The sequence below is a fragment of the Acidovorax sp. genome (assembly GCF_046294525.1).
GTDB lineage: Bacteria > Pseudomonadota > Gammaproteobacteria > Burkholderiales > Burkholderiaceae_C > Acidovorax.
On sequence record NZ_JBKBKQ010000003.1, the window covers coordinates 33,490 to 52,195 of the forward strand.

Below are 18,706 nucleotides of genomic sequence, written 5' to 3' on the forward strand. Positions count from 1 at the left end.
TGGCGCGAACTCTCTCTGATCCCGTTAATATTTCTGTAAACCGGGATTGACTAAGAAATAACGCCGGCAATCGCCGGCGTTTTTCTAAGGCGGAGAAGAGATTACCCCTTCTGCACCATCTTGATGATGCTGGAAAAATCCAGCCCCCCATTCCCCGCCAAGCTGTGCGCCGCATACAAATTGCGCGCCATGCCCCCCAGCGGCGTGGCAGCCTTTACCGCCATCGCGTTCTCCTGCGCCAAGCCCAAGTCCTTAAGCATCAGGTCGGTGCCGAAGCCACCTGCATAGCCTTTGCTCGCAGGCGCGGTTTCCATCACGCCGGGGAAGGGGTTGTACTTCTCCAGCGCCCAGTTGCCGCCCGAGCTGCGGCGCATGATTTCGCTGAGCACCTTGGGGTCCAGGCCGTTGGCCACGCCCAAAGCAATGGCCTCGCTGGTGCCCGCCATCAGAATGCCCAGCAGCATGTTGTTGCAGATCTTGGCCGTTTGGCCGGCGCCCACGCTGCCGGCGTGGAAGATGTTGGCGCCCATTTTTTCGAGCACGGGGCGGGCGCGCTCCAGGTCGGCGGCGTCGCCGCCCACCATGAAGGTGAGGGTGCCTGCAATGGCGCCGCCGGTGCCGCCGGAGACGGGTGCGTCGATGAACGCCACGCCCTTGGCCTTGGCGGCTTCGGCCACCTTGCGGGAGGTGGCGGCTGCGATGGTGGAGCAGTCGATGATCAGCGTGCCAGCGGCCAATTGGGGCAGCAGGCCGGGCTGCTTGTCGTTGCCCAGGTACAGCGCCTCCACATGCTGGCTGGCGGGCAGCATGCTGATGACGACTTCGGCGCCCACCACGCAGTTGCCCGCGTCGGTGGCAATGCGCACGCCGTCGGCGGCGAGCTTGTCGCAGGCGGGTTTGGAGAGGTCGAACGCGCCGACGTCTTGGCCCGCCTTGTGCAGGTTCAGGGCCATGGGGCCGCCCATGTTGCCGAGGCCGATGAATGCGATTTTCATGTTGGAGGTCTCCTTGGTTTGTAAATGGAAGTTGATATGGTTTTGATAGCTACCAGCGCTTGTCCATCAAGCGCTGGGGGCCAAAATCGTTGGATTTTTTCGGTGGCTCAGCCGACCACCTCGGCCCCGCGCGCCAGCAGCTCGGCCCGCAGCACCGAGCGGTGGCAGCGCGCCTCGTCCTCGCAGTAGCAGCCCACCGATAGGGCGCTGTGGTGCGACAGCGCGACCAGAAGGTCCAGCGTGCGGCTGGCTTCGGGCTGGGCCAGTTCCTTGCTGAATTGCTTCACGAAGGCCTCCCACTCCTTGTCCGTCTCGGCCTGCTGCCCCTGGGCCATCAAGTCGGCGCTGGGCGAGAGCAGGGGGTACCACACGTCGTAGTAGTCGCGGCTGGCGAACTCGGCCTTGGGCACGCCGCGCGGCGGGCGGCGCACGGTGCCGATGCGGGTGCCTTCCCCGGCGGCGCGTGGGGTGCCGAGGCGGACGATGCGAAGGGGCATGGTGTTGTGGCTCCGGGTGGGGGTTGCGGGCGGGGTGGGCGGGCAGGTCAGTCGTCGGCTTCGAAGATGCTGTGTTTCTTCGCTCCGGCGGGTGCTGCGCTTGTTGTTGCCGTCGCCGTCGCTGTTTTCTTCGGCTTGGCGGCGCTGCTGCGGGCAGGCGACTTTTTAGCCCCAGCCGGAGTGCTGGTGGCGCTTGTCTTGTTTTTCTTGCGCGGTGACGCCTTGGCCAGCGGGTTGTAGGCCAACGCTTCATCCACCCAGTAGTTCCACTGCGCCCGGGTGGAATAGCCATTGGGCTCCACCCAAAAGTAGCCCAGCATGCCGCCGCCGGGTGACAGCTCGCGCGTGTTCTGCATCTCCTGCAGTTCGCCGTGGCGTTCGGGCGGCAGGCGCACCAGCAGTTCCTCGCCCTTGACGGCAAGGCACATCTTGCCGTCCACGAAGAACGCATGCGTGCCGAACAGCGGTCGCTCCTCCACATCGCTGCGGTGCGCGAGCGCGCTGCGCACGGCATCGATCAGGCGCAGGGTTTCGTCGCTGAGGGGGCGTGCTGGCATGGTTCTGAATAAAAACGGCCGCTAGCGCTTGCTGGACAAGCGCAGGCAGCTACTAAAAATATAGCTATCGAATCACCTCCGTCGCATCCCCGTCCAGCATGCGCCGGGCAATGATGACCCGCATGATCTCGTTCGTGCCTTCCAGGATCTGGTGTACACGCGCGTCGCGCAGCAGGCGCTCCAGCGGGTATTCGCGGATGTAGCCATAGCCGCCGTGCAGCTGCAGGGCTTCGTTGACCACCGTAAAGCCTGCATCGGTGGCAAAACGCTTGGCCATGGCGCAGTAGGTGGATGCGTCGCGCGCGCCGGCGTCGAGCTTGGCTGCAGCCAGGCGCACCATCTGGCGGGCGGCGACCAACTCGGTGGCCATATCGGCCAGCTTGAACTGCAGCGCCTGGAAGCTGGCGATGGGTTTGCCGAACTGCTTGCGGTCTTGCATGTACTGCTGGGCAGCGTTGAGCGCGCCTTGCGCCGCGCCCACCGAGCAGGTGGCGATGTTGATGCGGCCCCCGTCCAGGCCCTTCATGGCGATCTTGAAGCCTTCGCCCTCGTGGCCCAGCAGGTGGTCGGCGGGGATGCGCACGTTATCGAAGCTGATTGTGCGCGTGGGCTGGCTGTTCCAGCCCATCTTCTGTTCCTTCTTGCCGTAGCTGATGCCGGGCGTATCGGCGGGCACGGCAAAGGCGCTGATGCCACCCGCGCCGGATTGCGCATCGCCCGTGCGGGCCATGAGCACCAGCACATCGGTGCTGCCTGCGCCGCTGATAAAGGCCTTGGCGCCGTTGATGACGTATTCGTTGCCCACCAGCTCGGCGCGGGTCTTGAGCGAGGCGGCGTCGGAGCCTGCGCCCGGCTCGGTCAGGCAGTAGCTGGCGAGCTTTTCGCCCGTGGTGAGCAGCGGGCCCCAGTGGTCGCGCACGGCGGGTGTGGCCCAGGTGCCCAGCATCCAGGTGGCCATGTTGTGTATGGTGATGAAGGCGGTAGTGGAAGGGTCCACGGCCGCCATTTCTTCAAAGACCAGCGTGGCATCGAGCCGGGGCAGGGCGAGGCCGCCGGCGGCTTCGGGTGCGTAGAGGCCACAAAAGCCCAGCTCGCCCGCCTTGGCGATGGCTTCTTTCGGGAAGATGCCTTCCTCGTCCCAGTGCGCGGCGTGGGGTGCCAGCTCGGCCTGGGCGAAGTCGCGCGCGGTCTGGGCAAAGGCGCGTTGCTCTTCGGTGAGTTCAAAGTCCATGGTGTGTCTCGATATCGCTTGTTGTTGCGCTTTTGCAATGGAGCGAGCTTCCTAGCCTCGTAGGTCGGGTTAGCGCAGCGTAACCCGACGCCAACGCTACGTGCACTGTCGGCGTCGGGTTATGCCCTGGCGGGCTAACCCGACCTACGGGGCTGCGCGAGGCTTCGACAAGCTCAGCCCGAACGGATATTTGGAAATCAAAGAGGCGGAGTTCATCGGGTCAATATTCATGTTCATGGCTTGGCAGACGGGTGGTCCAGCGTCAGCCAGCGCATCAGGCCCCGTCGGCGCGCCTGTGTTTCTGCCGTTAAGCACTCGTGGTACAGGCGCGGCCACGTGGGCTCGGACTCGTTGGCGCGTTGGGCCTGTTTGCAGCGGGTGGTGCGCTCGCGCTGCCAGGCCGTGTGCTCCTGGCGCAGTTGGGGCCGCTCGTGGGCCGACAGGGCGCGCATCACGTCGCCGTAGAGGATGGCGATCTCGGTGTCTGCCGCCTGGAAGGCTTGCACGGCGCAGGCGTTGGTTTCTTCCACCGTGCCGCCGGGTTTGCAGGCTGCACCAGCTTGCGCGTGGGCGTCGGCCCCGATCAGCATCACGCTCGCAGCACCGAAGACCATTGCCCATCCCCGCATCGTTGTCAGATCAATTTGCATGTCCCGCTTTTACCACCGCGCGCAGCGGTTGAAACTGGCGCGGACAAATGCGAGGTAGCCGCGCAAGGGCCGCCAGTCTCCGGTTCAAGCGCTGGCTGCGTCCCCCTTCCGCATCGCGCAGCGATGCAAGAGAAGGGGAAAAGCGCGCAGCGCCTCAGGGGGATGTCACTTCAAGCTGATCGTCGTATTCACACCATGCGAGATGGTGCTGTCGTCAAACCAGCGCGCCGTCACGGTCTTGGTCTGCGTGTAGAACAGCACGACCTGCTTGCCGTAGGGGCCCAGGTCGCCCAGCTTGGAAGCGCGCGAGCCTGAGAACGAGAACAGCGGCACGGGCACAGGGATTGGCACGTTGATGCCGACCTGGCCCACGTCGATCTCTTCCTGGAACTTGCGCGCTGCTGCACCCGACTGGGTGAAGATGGCGGTGCCGTTGCCGTTGGGGTTGCTGTTGATGAACTCGATGGCTTCGTCAATGTCTGCCGCGGCCGACAGGCACAGCACGGGGCCAAAGATTTCCTGGTCATAGATGGCCATGCCGGGCTTGACGCCGCTGAACACCGTGGGGCCCACGAAGTTGCCCTTTTCGTAGCCAGTCACCTGGGGCTTGCGGCCGTCCAGTTCCAGCTTGGCGCCGTCGGCAATGCCGCGCTCGATCAGGCCTTCCACACGCGACAGCGCGGCGCAGGACACGACCGGGCCCACGTCCGTGCCCTTTTCGGTGCCTGCGCTCACCTTGAGCGTCTTGGCCTTCTCTACAAGCTCGGGGATCCACTTTTGCGCCTCGCCCACCAGCACCACCACCGACAGCGCCATGCAGCGCTGGCCTGCGGCACCAAAGGCAGCACCGGCCAGGGCGTTCAGGGTCTGTTCCTTGTTGGCATCGGGCATCACGATGGCGTGGTTCTTGGCGCCCATCATGCATTGCACGCGCTTGCCCGCCAGGCTGGCCCGGTTGTAGACGTGCGTGCCCACCTTGGTGGAGCCCACGAAGCTGATCGCCTTGATGTCCTTGTGATCGCAAATGGCGTTCACGGCCATCTCGCCGCCGTGCACCACGTTGAGCACGCCGGGCGGGATGCCGGCTTCCAGCGCCAGCTCGCACAGGCGCATGGTCACCATGGGGTCTTGCTCGGAGGGCTTGAGCACGAAAGTGTTGCCCGTGGCGATGGCCATGGGGAACATCCACAGCGGGATCATGGCCGGGAAGTTGAAGGGGGTGATGCCTGCGCACACGCCCAGCGGCTGCAGCAGCGTGTAGGTGTCCACGCCCCCAGCAACGTTATTGGCCAGCTCGCCCAGCTGCAGGTTGCCGATGCTGGCTGCGTGCTCCACCACTTCGAGGCCACGGAACACATCGCCTTCGGCGTCGGGCAGGGTCTTGCCTTGCTCGGCCGTCAGGATGGCAGCCAGCTCGGCCATGTTTTCGCGGATGAGCTGCTGGTACTTGAGGAAGATGCGGGCGCGGGTGCCGATGGGGGTCTTCTTCCAGGTCTTGAACGCTTCCTTGGCGCTGGCCACTGCAGCATTGATTTCGTCCTGCGTGGCAAAAGGCACGCGGGCCAGGACCTCTTGGGTGGCGGGGTTCACCACGTCGCGCCATTCGGTGGACTTGGACTCGACGAATTGCCCGCCGATCAACAGCTTGACGGTGGGGGCCAGCACGGCCTGGGAAGTGGGTGCGTTCATGAACTTGTCTCCTGGAATAAAGCGGGGCAAAACTTGGTGGCGGGGTGGGGCGGGGTGCCCAAAACTGCGCCATCGTAGCTGTGCAGATTTGTGAACACAATAGACAATGCTGCGCAGAAGGTTTGCAAAAATGCACACCTTGCTTTCCGTCGAATCACAAGGACCCCCCTCTATGGACTGGGACAACCTGCGCTACTTTCTGGAACTGGCCCGCGCCGGCACGCTGGTGGGCGCCGCGCGCCGGCTGGCGGTGGATCACACCACGGTGGCGCGCCGCATCCAGGCGCTGGAAAAGCAGGTCGGCTCGGCCCTGTTTGCGCGCGAGGCGGGCGGCCACCGGCTGAGCGAGGCTGGCCGCGCGCTGCTGCCCCAGGTGGAGGCGATGGAGGCCGCCTTTCTGGCCGTGGAGAACGCCGCCCCCGGCGTGCGTCAGGGCCTGCACGGGCTGGTGCGCATTGGCACCACCGAAGGTTTTGGCAACCTGATCCTGGCGCCGCAACTGGCCCGGTTTGCGTTGGACCACCCGGGCCTGGTGGTGGACCTGCTGGCGCTGCCGCGCCTGGTGCACCTGTCGCGGCGCGAGGCGGACATCGTCATCTCACTGGAGCGCCCCGCGCGCGGCGCGGTGGTGGTGGTCAAGCTCACCGACTACGTGCTGCAGCTCTACGGCGCGCGCAGCTACCTGCAGCGCCACGCTCCCATCCGCACGGTGGACGACCTGCGCGGCCACACCTTCATCAGCTATGTGGACGACCTGCTGTTCAGCAAGGAGCTGCAGATATTGGACGAGTTGCACCGGCCCGCGCACTTTGCACTGCGCAGCACCAGCGTGCTGGCGCAGTACGAGGCCGCGCGTATCGGCGCCGGCCTGGCCGTGCTGCCCGCCTTTGTGGCGGCGCAAGACCCATCGCTGGTTCCGGTGCTGCCGGGCGTGGCGCGGTTTCAGCGCACGTTCTGGATGTCCATGCCCGGCGACAACAAGCACGTGGCGCGCATGCAGGCCACGTGGGACTTTTTGCGCGCGGCGGTGGCGGCCCAGCAGGGGCTGTTGCTGCCGCCGGCCGAGGCGGTGTGAGATCGAATGCTATTTTAATGATAGCTGGTGGCGCTTTATGGATAAGCGCTGCGGGCATTTTTTGATCATATTTTTGACCCGCTGTGCAAGCCGACGCCATGAACAACCACCCAACCTTTTCCAGCGCACCCCCTATCCGCCAACGCGCCGCAGCTTTGATCCAAAGCGACGGCCGCGTTCTGCTGCGGCGCCGCCATGGACCCGCTTGAATGAGTGTAGATTTTGCCTCTCACCCCAGACGCACCGTGAAACACCTTGAACTGCAGTCCTACCTGCACCAGCACATCCCCCTCTCTGCCGCCATGGAAGTCACCGTGGTCGAAGCATCGTCCCAGCAGGTGGTGCTCAGCGCGCCGCTGGCCCCCAACATCAACCACCGCGAGACGGTGTTTGGCGGCAGCGCATCGGCCGTTGCCATTCTGGCGGCGTGGTCCATGCTGCACTTGCGCCTGTCGGCCGAGGGGTTGGGCAGCCGGCTGGTGATCCAGCGCAACACCATGGACTACGTCGCGCCCATCGATGGCACCTTTACCGCTGTGGCCCAGGCGCCCGTCGCAGGCCCGTGGGATGCGTTTACGCGCATGCTGCGGCGCAAGGGTCTGGGGCGGATCGAGCAGGCATCTGCGCTGCACTACCAGGGCGCGCAGGCGGGCCGCCTGGTGGGGGAGTTTGTGGCATTTGGGCCCGGGTATCCCGGCGGCTGATGCTGCGCGCAGGGTCGGGCATCCCACCCCCACACGACGCAAAGCGGCGAAATGGCACACGGGGGCGCCGCTCATCGCGGCATTGCACGGCATGTGGCCGACTAACCTTGTGATGCGGGACAGCGGGCCAAGAATTCTCTACGGAACCCATCACTACCCGCGTGCCGTATTTCAGGAGTAGCCGCCATGTCGCCTCTCATCTCTGGCCTGACCACTGTGGCCTCGCTGGTTTTCAACGCCGTCTCCAGCGGGTCGGGCAAATCGTCGTCCTCGGCGTCGTCGCGCCACGCAGGGGAGGGCGATGCGGGCGGCCCAGCGGCCCTGCTGAGCCTGAGTCCCGAGGCGGCCACGCTGGCGGGCTTTGCCGACAAGGGGGTTTTGATGACGCAAGGCCGCCTGGACCAGCCGCTGGGCGTGGGTGCAGGCACAACCGGCCGCACAGGGCAGGGCGCTGCACGCGCCCTGGCTGCGGGAGGCGGCTCGGTGTCCAAAAAAGACTTTCAGGAGTTGCTGGCCCAGTTTGGCGCCACGGATGGGCAGAAGGAGGCGCTGGCCGCCCGCTTTGACGTGAACAACGACGGGCGCATATCGGACGCCGAATTTGCCAAGGGCCTGGCACAGACACGCGGCGCACAGTCCACCACGGATTTTTCTCAGGCGCTGATGCAACTGATGGACAAAGGCGGAAACGCGGACGGCACGGTGGGGCAGCAGGAGTTTGCTACGTTCAGCACAGCGTTTGCCAATGCCGAGAAACGAGGCGCCACAGGGCGCGCCTAACACCAGGCAGCGTACCCTCCCACAAAACCGAAAAACCGAAAGCCAACGGCCCGTTCAAAGGCCGTTGGCTTCTTTATTGGCTGATTGGATGGACTGCGTGCCACGCACAGCATAGACGCTGCGCCGCTGCCATTAGCCCGTCGTCATATCCGGCCCATGAGCAGCAGGATGATCAGAATGACCACCACCAGCCCCAGGCCACCGCTGGGCCCGTAGCCCCAGGAGCGGCTGTGGCCCCAGGTGGGCAACACGCCGATCAGGATGAGGATCAGGACGATCAGGAGAATCAGCGAAAGCGACATGGCAGTTCCTTGTGTGAGTGGTTTGTGGTGAGTGCATGGTGGTGCACCCTCCGACTTGCCACCGCAGGTGTCGCCCGCGCCGCGCGGTCAGGAATTTCCGACAGGGGCTGTGAGATGCGGGGCCGCGCACAACCGCCGCAGTTGCGAGGTACTCAAATTTGATAGCTGTCAGCGCTTGATGCATAAGCGCTAGCGGCCATTTTGCTCGAAATTTTCGCCGTGGTTCTTGTCCTTTGCCGTTAATGTGCGCCCGCAGCGTCACCCGCGCCTGCGCCGGCATTGCGCGCTGGTCGCTTGGTCAGCCAGATCAATCCGATCAGCAGCAGGAACAAACCTGCCGAGCCCAGAAAGATGTCGTTGGCCGCGCGCGTGAACGCCTGCTGGTCAATGAGCCGGTTGATCTGCGCCAGCGCCTGCATCTGCGTGAGGCCGGACGCGGTGAGGTTGTCCAGCGTCTGTGCAAATACGCCTTGGCCCTGCACCAGCCCTTCGGTCAGGTGCGCATGGTGCATGGCGGCGCGGCTCTCCCACAGTGTGGTGGCGATCGACGTGCCCATGGCACCGGCGGTGATGCGCACGAAGTTGCTCAGGCCCGCAGCTGCCGGGATACGCTCTGGCGCGATACCCGCCAAGGTCAGGGTGGTCAGCGGGATGAAGAAGAACGCCATGGCCGCGCCCTGCAGCAGGGTGGGGATCAGGATGTGGATGAAGTCCGTCTGCACCGTGAACTGCGAACGCATCCACAGCACCGTGCTGAACACAATGAACGCACCCGTGGCCATGCGGCGCGGGTCCCACTGGCCCACCTTCTTGCCGACCAGCGGCGTGAGCAAAATGGCAAAAATGCCCACCGGCGCCAGCGCCATGCCGGCCGAGGTGGCGGTGTAGCCCATCCACTGCTGCAGCCACAGCGGCAGCAGCACCACGTTGCCGAAGAAGAGGGCGTAGGCCACCGACAGCGCCAGCGCACCAAAGGTGAAGTTGCGGCCCTTGAAGAGCTTCAAGTCCACCACCGGGTGCTTCTCGGTCAGCTCCCACACCAGGAAGACCGCAAACGCCACCACCGCGACCACGGCCAAGGTGATGATCTCGCCCGAGGCGAACCAGTCCAGCTCCTTGCCCTTGTCGAGCATGAGCTGCAGCGCGCCCACCCACAGCACCAGCAGGCTGAGGCCCACCGTGTCGATGGGCAGCTTGCGGATGGGGGTCTCGCGCTGGCGGTAGATGCCCCAGGTGAGCAGCCCGGCCAGCAGGCCCACCGGCACGTTGATGTAGAAGATCCACGGCCAGGAGATGTTGTCGGTGATCCAGCCGCCCAACAGCGGCCCCACCACGGGTGCGACCAGCGTGGTCACGCCCCACAGCGCCAGGGCCGTGCCCGCCAGGGCCTTGGGGTAGCTGGCGAGCAGCAGCGTCTGGCTGAGCGGGATCATCGGCCCGGCCACCAGGCCCTGCAGCACGCGGAAGAACACCAGCATTTCCAGCGACGAGGCAAAGCCGCACAGCCAGGAGGTCAGCACAAACAGCATTACGCTCATGGTGAACAGGCGCACCGCGCCAAAGCGCTGCGTGAGCCAGCCAGTGAGTGGCACCGAGATGGCATTGGCCACACCAAAGCTGGTGATGACCCAGGTGCCCTGGCCGGGGCTCACACCCAGGTCACCGGCAATGGCGGGGATGGAGACGTTGGCGATGGACGAGTCCAGCACGTTCATGAACGTGGCCAGCGACAGGGACAGCGTGCCCAGCAGCAGGGCCGTGCCTTGCAGCGGCGGGTAGGCGGCGGGGGCCGGTGGTTGCGCAGTTGCGGGCTTCGCCTTGGCGGGCGCCTGATCGGCTGCGTCTGCAGTGGGGTTGGCGGCGGTCATGCGCTTCCACCCCGTTTACTGCACCACAGGCGACTGCACTGCCGAGGCCACCGGGGCCGAGGCGTGTTGCTGCTGGCTTTGCGCGGGTGCCTTGCCCACCTTGGGCGATGCCACGGCCACGGCGGCCTTGCCATTGCGGCCCAGGTTGGCGGCAATGATGTGGGCCACCTCGTCGTCGGCGGCCTTGAACTGCTCGTCGAACACCGCGGTGGCGGCTACGGGTGTGGTGCGCTGCGTGTCGGCCAGCGTCTTGCCGCTCTGGTCGGCAGTGTCCACCTTGACTTCCATCGACAGGCCCACGCGCAGCGGGTGCTCGGCCACTTCCTTGGGGTCGAGCGCGATGCGCACGGGCACACGCTGCACCACCTTGATCCAGTTGCCGGTGGCGTTCTGCGCGGGCAGCAGCGCAAAGGCGGCGCCGGTGCCGGCGCCCAGGCCCGTCACGGTGCCGTGGTAGACGACCTTGGTGCCATACACGTCGGCCTCCAGCTCGGCGGGTTGGCCGATGCGCAGGGTCTTGAGCTGGCTTTCCTTGAAGTTGGCATCCACCCACAGGTCGTTCAGGGGCACCAGCGTCATCAGCGGGGCACCGGCCTGCACACGCTGGCCCACCTGCACGCCGCGCTTTGCGACGTGGCCGTCCAGCGGAGCGACCAGCTGGGCGCGCTGCACGGCCAGGTAGGCCTCGCGCACCCGGGCCGAGGCGCGCTGCACGTTGGGGTGCTGCTCGATGGAGGTGCCTTCGGTCTGCGTCTGGCCGGCCGCCAGTTGCTCCTGCGCGGCCAGCACGGCCGACTGGGCTGCGGCCACGGTGCTGCGGGCCGCAGCGAGCTGCGCCGTGGCGTGCTGGAACTCTTCCTTGCCCACGGCGCCACTGGCCATGAGCGGCGTGCGGCGGTTCACATCGTCCTGCGCGCGGGCGGCGTCGGCCTGGGCGCGCGCCAGATCGGCGCTGCGCAGGCTGACCTGGGCTTTCAGCGTGGCGTTGTTGGCGTACAGCGTGCGCACTTCGCGCACGGTCTGCGCAAGCTGCGCCTCGGCCTGCTCCAGGGCCACGCGGGCGTCGGCCGGGTCGAGCTTGACCAGCAGCTGGCCGGCCTTCACGTAGTCGGTGTCGTCGGCCCCGATGGAGACCACGGTGCCGCCGATCTGCGGCGTGATCTGCACCACGTTGCCCGCCACATAGGCGTTGTCGGTGGTCTCCACATGGCGGCCATTGGCCCAGTGCCAGCCGCCCCAGCCAATGGCCACCAGCGCAACGGCGGCGGCAATGAGGGTGAGGCCCCGGCGGCGGGCGGTGTTGGCTTCGTTGGCGGTGAGGGGTTCGCTGTGAGCGGTCATGGCGGTGGTCTTTCAGGAATGTGTTGTTGTGTTTTTGGATGCGTGTGGTGTGGTGGCCGGTCAGTGCGCGGCGGCGGTGTGCAGTACCGCTGTGTCATCGGTCCACCCGCCGCCCAGGGCCTTCATCAGCACCAGGCGGGTGTCGAGCTGGCGGGCACGCAGGTCCACGGCCAGGCGGCGCTGGGCCAGCACCTGGCTTTCGGTGCTCAGCACCACCAGGTAGTTGCCCAGGCCCGCGCGGTAGCGCTCCTGCGCAAAGCGATAGGCTTTTTCGGCACTGGCCACGGCTTCGTCTTGCAGGGCTTGCTGGCGGGTAAGCGACTGGATGGAGGCCACGGCGTCGCCCGCTTCCTTGACCGCATCGAGCACGGCGGCGTTGTACTGGGCGATGGCGGCGTCCAGCTCGGCAGCGCGGCCGCCCAGCTGGGCGCGCAGGCGGCCACCGTCAAAGATCGGCAGGCGCAGTGCGGGCGTCACACCCATCTGGCGCGAGCTGCCGCTGAACAGCCGGTCCAGCCCCAGCGAGTTCAGGCCGATGAAGGCGCCGATGTTGATGTTGGGATAGAACTCGCTGCGCGCGCTGTTCACGCCTTGCGTTGCCGCCTCCACGCGCCAGCGCGCGGCCACGACATCGGGGCGGCGGCCCAGCAGGTCGGCACCCAGCACCTCGGGCACGGCGGTGGGCTGCAGGGCGGTGAGTCGGGGTGTGAGCAGGGGCAGGGCGTCGGGCGCCTGGCCGGTCAGCACGGCCAGCTGGCGGCGGGCCAGGGTGATCTGCTCGTCCAGCGCTTCGATTTGTGTGCGGGCGTCGGGCACAGCGGCCTGGGCCTGGGTCAGCTCGACCTGGCTGTCCAGGCCTGCGGCGGTGCGCTCCTGGGTGAGCTTGCGTTGCTCTTCGCGCTGCGCCAGCGCCCGCAGGGCGACATCGCGCTGGGCCACTAGCCGGGCCAGCGCCACATAGCTGCGGCCCACCTGGGCGGCCAGGGTGTTGGCGGCGGCTGCGGCGTCAGCCTGGGCCGCACGCGCCTGGCCCAGGGCGGCCTGCAGCTCGGCGGCATGCTGGCCGAAGAAGTCGGGCGACCAGCTCAGCGTGGCCTGCACGGTGCCGCTGTTGTACGTGTTGCCAGCCACCGGCGCGGGCACCAGCCCGTTGGCGGTGTAGCGCTGGCGGGTGGCGTCCACGCCCAGGGTGGCTTGCGGGCCGTTGGCGGCCTCGCGCACCTGGCTCAGCGCCACGGCCTGCTCCAGGCGGGCGCGGCTCACGGCCAGGCTGGGGTTGCCTTGCAGGGCTTGGTCGATCAGGGTGTTGAGCTGCTCGTCACCCAGTGTTTTCCACCACTGGCTGGGGGCGGTGGTGTCGGTAACGGCGGCGTTCAAGCCCAAGGCCGACGGGGTGGTCTGCGCCAGCGGCGTGTGGGCCGGGCCGGGGCTGGCGCAGCCCACCAGCAGGAGGGCGGCGGCCAGCGCCAGGGCCGATACCGCGAGATGGGCCGCAAGGGCCGAGCGGGTGGAGGGCAGGGGGGATGGGGTGTTCACGGGGTTCTCCAGAATGGTTTTGGGGTGTTGTGTGGAGGAAAACGGTGTGGACTGCGCGTTCAGTCGGCGTCTGCGCCGCGCTGCTGGCGCAGCGCTTCGCCATTGGCCAGCATGCGGCGCAGCAGGCGCAGCAGCAGTTGCCATTCGTCATGGGTGAAGTCGCTCAGGTGGCCGTTGAGCACGTCGGCCAGCACCGGGGGCACCTGGGCGGCTACCTTGTCGCCCTCGGGGGTGAGCGCCAGTTGCACCACGCGGCGGTCGGTGGTGGAGCGCTCGCGTGCCACCAGGCCCTTGGCCTCCAGGCGGTCGAGCGCGCGGGTCATGGAGGCCGGGTCGGTCTCCAGGTCCCGCGCCAGGCTGGCCACGGTGGTGGTGGGGCAACGCGAGATCTTGAACAGCGGTAGCCACTGGGCGTAGGTCAGGTCGTGGGTGGACAGTTGCGCATCGGCCTGGGTGCGGATGGACGTCATCACCTTGCGCATCAGGTAGCCCACGCTGTTTTCGGGCTGGAGCTGGGTGGGGCTGTAGAAGCCCGGGCCGGGCTGCGACGGCGAGGAGGCGTTGGAAGTCATGGAGGGTGAATTTAATTGACTAGACAATGATTGTCTTGGCAAATAGATAACACCCCATAGGGAGTCAGGGTTTTTACGGAGTCATGGTTGCTATCAAAGAAATAGCTATAGATGAATACAGACGCGCGCAGGGCCCCAATTTGGCATTGAGCCGACGGCACAGAAGATGAAAGTGGGCTGCCCGCGCAGGCCCGTGCAGCGCGTGGACGTATCGGCTATTGCCCGGTCAGGCGCTGCGCCCAGGCGGGCAGCGGCTGGGCCAAGGGCGTGACCTGGGTGGGGGAGCACACGGCCACCAGCTGCGGCCCGGTGCTGGTGCCGGTGGCCTCGGCAGCGTCATACAGGTAGGACACATCCGCCTGCCGCACAGCCTGGGCCAGGTTGTCCATGGTGCGGGGGTAGCGGGCCAGGATTCGTTCGGGCGGTACTGTGTGCCCACCTTCGCGCACACGCTGCGCCACGCGGGTCAGCAGCCGGGCCGGGTCGTCCAGCGCCACGATGTACAGGGCCACGGTGTAGCCGCAGCGCTGGGCTTCTTCGATGAGTTCCAGTTTGGAAGGGTGCGAAAACACGGTTTCGCTGGCGAAGTCGGTGCCTTCGCGCAGCAGGGTGGCACGGCGGTCATCGGCCCATTGACGGGCGGCTTCGGACCGGGCTTCGGGGTCAGCAATGTGCTGCAGGTGCGCCTGTTCGTACAGGTCGGCGTTCACAAACTCCAGCGGCGGGCCCAGGATGCCTTCGCGCACCAGGGCGCGGTACAGCGTGGATTTGCCCGCGCCGTTTGGGCCTGCCAGCAGGTGGAACCAGCGGGGTGGCGTGTTGTGGCGGGGCGGTGAGAAGGGCTGCTGGGCGGGGGGCACCATTCAGTGTGAGGCGACAGGGGTGGCGGCTTTGGCCTGGTTCTCCAGCACCACCTCGCGCACCCGCTGGGCCAGCGTACCGCGTGTCTGTGCTGCCAGCAGGCGGGCGGTGAGGGCGTCCACCGACGTGGGTGCCGCCAGGGCGGCGGTGCGCGCTGCAGCTTCATATTGCTCGATGGCGCTGCGCGCCTCCTGCACGCTCAGGCCCGTGTGTTCGACGATCTGGCCCAGCGTGGCCCAGTATTCGATCTGGCTGGCCACCGAGCGGCGCATGGGCTGCGCGGCCTGGCGGGCCTGCTCCACTAGGTGGGCGGGGAGCTTGACGGAAGAAAAGGCAGTGGCGGACATAGCGATCTCCTGATTGGCGCATTTTGCGCCAATTGGGATTACGCGGCAATCCACGGACCGAACGCTTGAGGACGCAGCAGGGTTTGCTGGGCGATACCATGCAAAATCCTCTGCGCCCTCTGGAGCCAGCCACCCCCGGGTCTTTGCGGCCCACGCTCTCTACTAATTCCGATGACCGAATCCACCGCTGCAATTCCCGCCGATTCTTCCCCCGCCCCTGCGCCCCTGCGTTTTGCCGTGATGGGCGCGGGCGCCGTGGGCTGTTACTTTGGTGCCCTGCTGGCGCGTGCGGGCCACTCTGTTACGCTCATTGGTCGGCCTGCGCATGTGCAGGCCGTGCAGCAGCACGGTCTGCGGCTGCAGACGGCCGTGCTGGATGTACAGGTGCCGATGTCCGCCAGCACCGAAGCCAGTGCGGTGCAGGGCGCAGACGTGGTGCTGTTCTGCGTGAAATCCTCCGACACGGAAGATGCCGCGCGCCAGATGCGTCCGCATCTGGCCCCCGGCGCGCTGGTGTTGACCTTGCAGAACGGTGTGGACAACGACGAGCGCGTGCGTGCGGTGCTGCACGCCGGCACGCCGGTGGCGGCCGCCGTGGTGTACGTGGCCACGGCCATGGGCGGCCCGGGGCATGTGGTGCACCACGGACGGGGCGAGCTGGTGATTGCGCCGTCGGCGCGCAGCGACGAGGTGGCCCGCCAGCTTGCCGCCGCCGGCATCCCCACGCAGATTTCCGACAACGTACGCGGCGCGCTGTGGGCCAAGCTGGTGCTCAACAGCGCCTACAACGCGCTGTCGGCCCTGTCGAAGCAGCCCTATGGCCCGCTGGTGCAGGTGCCCGGCGTGACGCGGGTAATTGACGACATCGTGGCCGAATGCCTGGCCGTGGCGGCTGCCGATGGCATCACCATACCGGGCGATGTGCAGGCGGCCGTGCGCGGCATCGCCACCACCATGCCCGGCCAGTTCTCGTCCACCGCGCAAGACCTGGCGCGCGGCAAGCCCACCGAGATCGACCACCTGAACGGCTACGTGGTCCAGCGCGGCGCCGCGCTGGGCGTGCCCACGCCGCTGAACCACGCGCTGCAGGTGCTGGTGAAGCTGGCGGAGATGAAAGGCGCGGCGCCGTGAAGGGTGCCCTGTGCGTTCTGGCCGCGTGGTGCTGCGTGGCGCCGGCCATGGCGGCCGACGCAGGCACTCCAGCCGCGCACCAGAGGCTCATTTTGTTCACCGAGCGCCCGGGCAGTTGCACCCTGGCCGTGGCGCCCGATGGTTCAGCCCGCCTGGGCTATGGCGCTGCGCCGTGGTCGGTCAGGGTGGCGCCGGGCACGTTTCGGTTTGACGATCTGATGACGTGGTTTGGTGCGCATGTGGCGCAGACGGAGAAGGCCGGTGACGACCCGCACACGCTGGCCAGCTTTCTCCTGCCAGGTTCTTCCACCCCGCAAACCTTTCAAGACGCGGACTTTATGCGCGGCCTTTTTTACAAGGCATGGCAGGCGCGGCTGTCGGCCGATCCGCATGGGATGCACAACCGGCCGGAAGACCATGCGCGCATCAAGAGCGCCTGCGCTTTTTCGTGACGCGCAGCTGCGGTTTTCGCTTCTCTTTTGATAGCTGTCAGCGCTTGATACACAAGCGCTAGAGGCCAAAATGACCGAAAACTAGCCGGGCACGGTGCCTGGCACAGGCACCCGCACGGCGCCCTCGGCGTAAAACGCCTGCAGGTTCTCCAGCACCAGGTCGGCCATGGCGCGACGGGTTTCGTGGGTGGCGCTGGCGCTGTGCGGGGTCAGCACCACGTTGTCCAGCGCCATCAGTTCGGCGGGCACCTGCGGTTCGTTGTCGAACACGTCTAGGCCGGCGCCGGCAATGGTCCGGTCGGTCAAGGCGCGGACCAGTGCGGCCTGGTCCACCACGCTGCCGCGCGCCACGTTGATGAGAAAGCCTTCCGGCCCCAGCGCGTTCAGAACGTCCTGGTTGACGAGGTGACGTGTGCCGGTGCCTCCGGCCACCGTCACCACCAGGTAGTCGGTCCACTGCGCCAGGGCCTGCAGCGACTCGACATACCGCAGGCCGGAGCTCTCGGCAGGACGGCGGTTGTGGTAGGCCACCTCCATGCGAAACCCCGTGGCGCGGTCGGCCACGGCCTGGCCGATGCGGCCCATGCCGACGATGCCCAGGCGCTTTCCGGACACGCGGCTGCCCAGCGCAAAGCGGCCCTTTTGCCAGTCGCCGCGGCGCACAAAGCGGTCGCTGGCGGCAATGCCGCGCGACACGTCCAGCATCAGCGCAAACGCCATGTCGGCCACGCAGTCGTTGAGTACACCAGGCGTGTAGCCCACCTGGATGCCGCGAGCGCGGGCGGCATCGATGTCGAGCGCATCAAAACCCACACCAAAGCTGCTGATGACCTGCAGGTGAGGTAGCGCGGCGATGACTTCGCCCTTGAGGCCGATGGCGGCGGTGGTGACCACGCCAGTGAACTCCGCGCCGTGTTCGGCGAGGAAAGCGGCTGAATCGGGCTGGTCGGCGAGGCAGGTGACCTGGTGACGGGCGGCCAGTTCGGACTCCAGCGCGGGCAGAGGGAGGCGGCCGATTTGCAGGATGCGGGGCAGGGGGGAAGCGGTCATGGTGTCAAAAAGATGGAGCGCTGTGGCGTGAGTGGGGGAGGCTGCAGCGTGTGGCAAGTGCGCGAGCCAATAAAAAAAGGCCTGGCAAGCCAGGCCCTGAAGCACAAGAGTTTATTGCGGCCCGAGCTTTGCAATCAGCGCCTTGAGCTCTTCCACCTCATGCGGCTTGAGGTCCGTCAGCGGCGCGCGCACCGGCCCGCCGTCATGCCCCACAATGCGCGCCCCCGCCTTGATGATGGACACCCCATAGCCCTCCACCCGGTTGCGGATGGCGAGATAGGGCATGAAGAATTCTTTAAGCAGCCGGTGCTGCGTGGCCGTGTCGTCTGCCGCCACCGCCTTGTAGAACTCCATGGCCGTCTTCGGGATGAAGTTGAACACCGCCGACGAATACACCGGCGTGCCCAGCGCCTTGTACGCCGCCGCATACACCTCGGCCGTGGGCAGGCCGCCCAGGTACGAGAATCGGTCCCCCAGCTTCATGTAGATGGAAGACATGGTCTCGATGTTGCCCACCCCGTCCTTGAAGCCGATCAGGTTGGGGCAGCGATCGGCCAGGATGGCCAGGGACTCGGCCGTGAGCTTGGTGCGGTCGCGGTTGTAGACGATCACACCGAACTTCACGCTGTTGCAGACCTGGGCCACATGCTCGATCAGGCCCTCCTGGCCCGCTTCGGTCAGGTAGTGGGGCAAGAGCAGGATGCCGTGGGCACCCAGGCGCTCGGCCTCTTGCGCATGGGCAATGGCGGTGCGGGTGGGGCCACCGGCACCGGCAATGATGGGCACCTTGCCACGGCAGGTGTCCACGGCGGTCTTGATGACTTCGCTGTACTCGGGGCCCGAGAGGGAGAAATACTCGCCCGTGCCACCGGCGGCAAACAGGGCACTGGCGCCGTAGGGGGCGAGCCACTCCAGGCGCTCGATGTAGGTCTTGGGGCGGAAGTTACCCTGCTCGTCGAAGTCCGTGATGGGGAAGGACAGCAGGCCGGAGCCCATGATGGTTTTGAGGTCTTGGGGAGTCATGGTCATAAAAAAAACAAGAGGGGGCGGTCGGGCGGTGCAAGAGCG

The 18,706-nt window shown here is 66.6% G+C and carries 20 protein-coding genes; 5 read left to right on the forward strand and 15 right to left on the reverse strand.

Annotated elements, in window-relative coordinates; translation table 11 throughout:
- Window positions 1-101: 101 nt before the first annotated feature.
- The 6 genes from mmsB to ACK4HJ_RS04665 all read right to left on the reverse strand — a co-directional run bounded on the left by mmsB (window position 102) and on the right by ACK4HJ_RS04665 (window position 5,619).
- Window positions 102-995 (reverse strand): 3-hydroxyisobutyrate dehydrogenase, encoded by an 894-nt coding sequence (gene mmsB, locus ACK4HJ_RS04640; protein ID WP_409828148.1) that lies wholly within the window; start codon window positions 993-995, stop codon window positions 102-104.
- Window positions 996-1,102: 107 nt separating this feature from the next.
- On the reverse strand, window positions 1,103-1,492 hold the full coding sequence (locus ACK4HJ_RS04645) for a DUF488 domain-containing protein (RefSeq protein WP_409828149.1): 390 nt from the start codon (window positions 1,490-1,492) through the stop codon (window positions 1,103-1,105).
- Between the two features lie 47 nt (window positions 1,493-1,539).
- Window positions 1,540-2,049: a TfoX/Sxy family protein gene (locus ACK4HJ_RS04650; protein ID WP_409828151.1), complete on the reverse strand. Its 510-nt coding sequence runs from the start codon at window positions 2,047-2,049 to the stop codon at window positions 1,540-1,542.
- A gap of 64 nt (window positions 2,050-2,113) precedes the next feature.
- Window positions 2,114-3,280 (reverse strand): acyl-CoA dehydrogenase family protein, encoded by a 1,167-nt coding sequence (locus ACK4HJ_RS04655; RefSeq protein ID WP_409828152.1) that lies wholly within the window; start codon window positions 3,278-3,280, stop codon window positions 2,114-2,116.
- A gap of 233 nt (window positions 3,281-3,513) precedes the next feature.
- Window positions 3,514-3,894: a lysozyme inhibitor LprI family protein gene (locus ACK4HJ_RS04660; protein WP_409828679.1), complete on the reverse strand. Its 381-nt coding sequence runs from the start codon at window positions 3,892-3,894 to the stop codon at window positions 3,514-3,516.
- A gap of 201 nt (window positions 3,895-4,095) precedes the next feature.
- The gene (locus ACK4HJ_RS04665) at window positions 4,096-5,619 is read right to left on the reverse strand and encodes a CoA-acylating methylmalonate-semialdehyde dehydrogenase (protein ID WP_409828154.1); all 1,524 of its coding nucleotides are present in this window, start codon (window positions 5,617-5,619) and stop codon (window positions 4,096-4,098) included.
- Window positions 5,620-5,791: 172 nt separating this feature from the next.
- Here ACK4HJ_RS04665 and ACK4HJ_RS04670 point away from each other — a divergent pair, with 172 nt between their 5' ends.
- From ACK4HJ_RS04670 to ACK4HJ_RS04680, 3 genes are all read left to right on the forward strand, one after another.
- Window positions 5,792-6,694, forward strand: a complete 903-nt coding sequence (locus ACK4HJ_RS04670) for a LysR family transcriptional regulator (RefSeq protein ID WP_409828156.1) — start codon at window positions 5,792-5,794, stop codon at window positions 6,692-6,694.
- A gap of 245 nt (window positions 6,695-6,939) precedes the next feature.
- The gene (locus tag ACK4HJ_RS04675) at window positions 6,940-7,398 is read left to right on the forward strand and encodes a YiiD C-terminal domain-containing protein (protein ID WP_409828158.1); all 459 of its coding nucleotides are present in this window, start codon (window positions 6,940-6,942) and stop codon (window positions 7,396-7,398) included.
- Window positions 7,399-7,584: 186 nt separating this feature from the next.
- Window positions 7,585-8,178: an EF-hand domain-containing protein gene (locus ACK4HJ_RS04680; protein ID WP_409828160.1), complete on the forward strand. Its 594-nt coding sequence runs from the start codon at window positions 7,585-7,587 to the stop codon at window positions 8,176-8,178.
- Between the two features lie 143 nt (window positions 8,179-8,321).
- Here the strand turns inward: ACK4HJ_RS04680 and ACK4HJ_RS04685 are convergent, their stop codons facing one another.
- The 7 genes from ACK4HJ_RS04685 to ACK4HJ_RS04715 form a co-directional block, all read right to left on the reverse strand.
- Window positions 8,322-8,480: a DUF3309 family protein gene (locus ACK4HJ_RS04685; RefSeq protein WP_409828162.1), complete on the reverse strand. Its 159-nt coding sequence runs from the start codon at window positions 8,478-8,480 to the stop codon at window positions 8,322-8,324.
- Window positions 8,481-8,719: 239 nt separating this feature from the next.
- A complete protein-coding gene (locus ACK4HJ_RS04690; RefSeq protein ID WP_409828163.1) occupies window positions 8,720-10,348 on the reverse strand; it encodes a DHA2 family efflux MFS transporter permease subunit in 1,629 nt (542 codons plus the stop codon).
- A 15-nt stretch (window positions 10,349-10,363) separates the two neighbouring features.
- Window positions 10,364-11,689, reverse strand: a complete 1,326-nt coding sequence (locus ACK4HJ_RS04695) for an efflux RND transporter periplasmic adaptor subunit (protein ID WP_409828165.1) — start codon at window positions 11,687-11,689, stop codon at window positions 10,364-10,366.
- A gap of 60 nt (window positions 11,690-11,749) precedes the next feature.
- On the reverse strand, window positions 11,750-13,225 hold the full coding sequence (locus tag ACK4HJ_RS04700) for an efflux transporter outer membrane subunit (RefSeq protein WP_409828166.1): 1,476 nt from the start codon (window positions 13,223-13,225) through the stop codon (window positions 11,750-11,752).
- A 59-nt stretch (window positions 13,226-13,284) separates the two neighbouring features.
- Entirely contained in the window at window positions 13,285-13,797 is a 513-nt protein-coding gene (locus ACK4HJ_RS04705) for a MarR family winged helix-turn-helix transcriptional regulator (protein WP_409828168.1), read from the reverse strand.
- Window positions 13,798-14,012: 215 nt separating this feature from the next.
- On the reverse strand, window positions 14,013-14,660 hold the full coding sequence (locus tag ACK4HJ_RS04710) for a zeta toxin family protein (RefSeq protein WP_409828170.1): 648 nt from the start codon (window positions 14,658-14,660) through the stop codon (window positions 14,013-14,015).
- Window positions 14,661-15,005: a TA system antitoxin ParD family protein gene (locus tag ACK4HJ_RS04715; RefSeq protein ID WP_409828172.1), complete on the reverse strand. Its 345-nt coding sequence runs from the start codon at window positions 15,003-15,005 to the stop codon at window positions 14,661-14,663. It abuts the gene before it with no gap.
- A 171-nt stretch (window positions 15,006-15,176) separates the two neighbouring features.
- Between ACK4HJ_RS04715 and ACK4HJ_RS04720 the strand changes: the two genes are divergently transcribed.
- Entirely contained in the window at window positions 15,177-16,136 is a 960-nt protein-coding gene (locus tag ACK4HJ_RS04720; RefSeq protein ID WP_409828174.1) for a ketopantoate reductase family protein, read from the forward strand.
- Window positions 16,133-16,588, forward strand: coding sequence for a hypothetical protein (locus tag ACK4HJ_RS04725; protein ID WP_409828176.1), 456 nt, complete (start codon window positions 16,133-16,135; stop codon window positions 16,586-16,588). The genes ACK4HJ_RS04720 and ACK4HJ_RS04725 overlap by 4 nt, the downstream gene beginning before the upstream one ends.
- Before the next feature lie 81 nt (window positions 16,589-16,669).
- On the opposite strand, the gene ACK4HJ_RS04730 is transcribed toward ACK4HJ_RS04725, so the two are convergent.
- Complete coding sequence (locus ACK4HJ_RS04730) at window positions 16,670-17,638, reverse strand: 2-hydroxyacid dehydrogenase (RefSeq protein ID WP_409828178.1); 969 nt, start codon at window positions 17,636-17,638, stop codon at window positions 16,670-16,672.
- Between the two features lie 111 nt (window positions 17,639-17,749).
- Complete coding sequence (gene kdgD / locus ACK4HJ_RS04735) at window positions 17,750-18,661, reverse strand: 5-dehydro-4-deoxyglucarate dehydratase (RefSeq protein WP_409828180.1); 912 nt, start codon at window positions 18,659-18,661, stop codon at window positions 17,750-17,752.
- Window positions 18,662-18,706 lie beyond the last annotated feature (45 nt).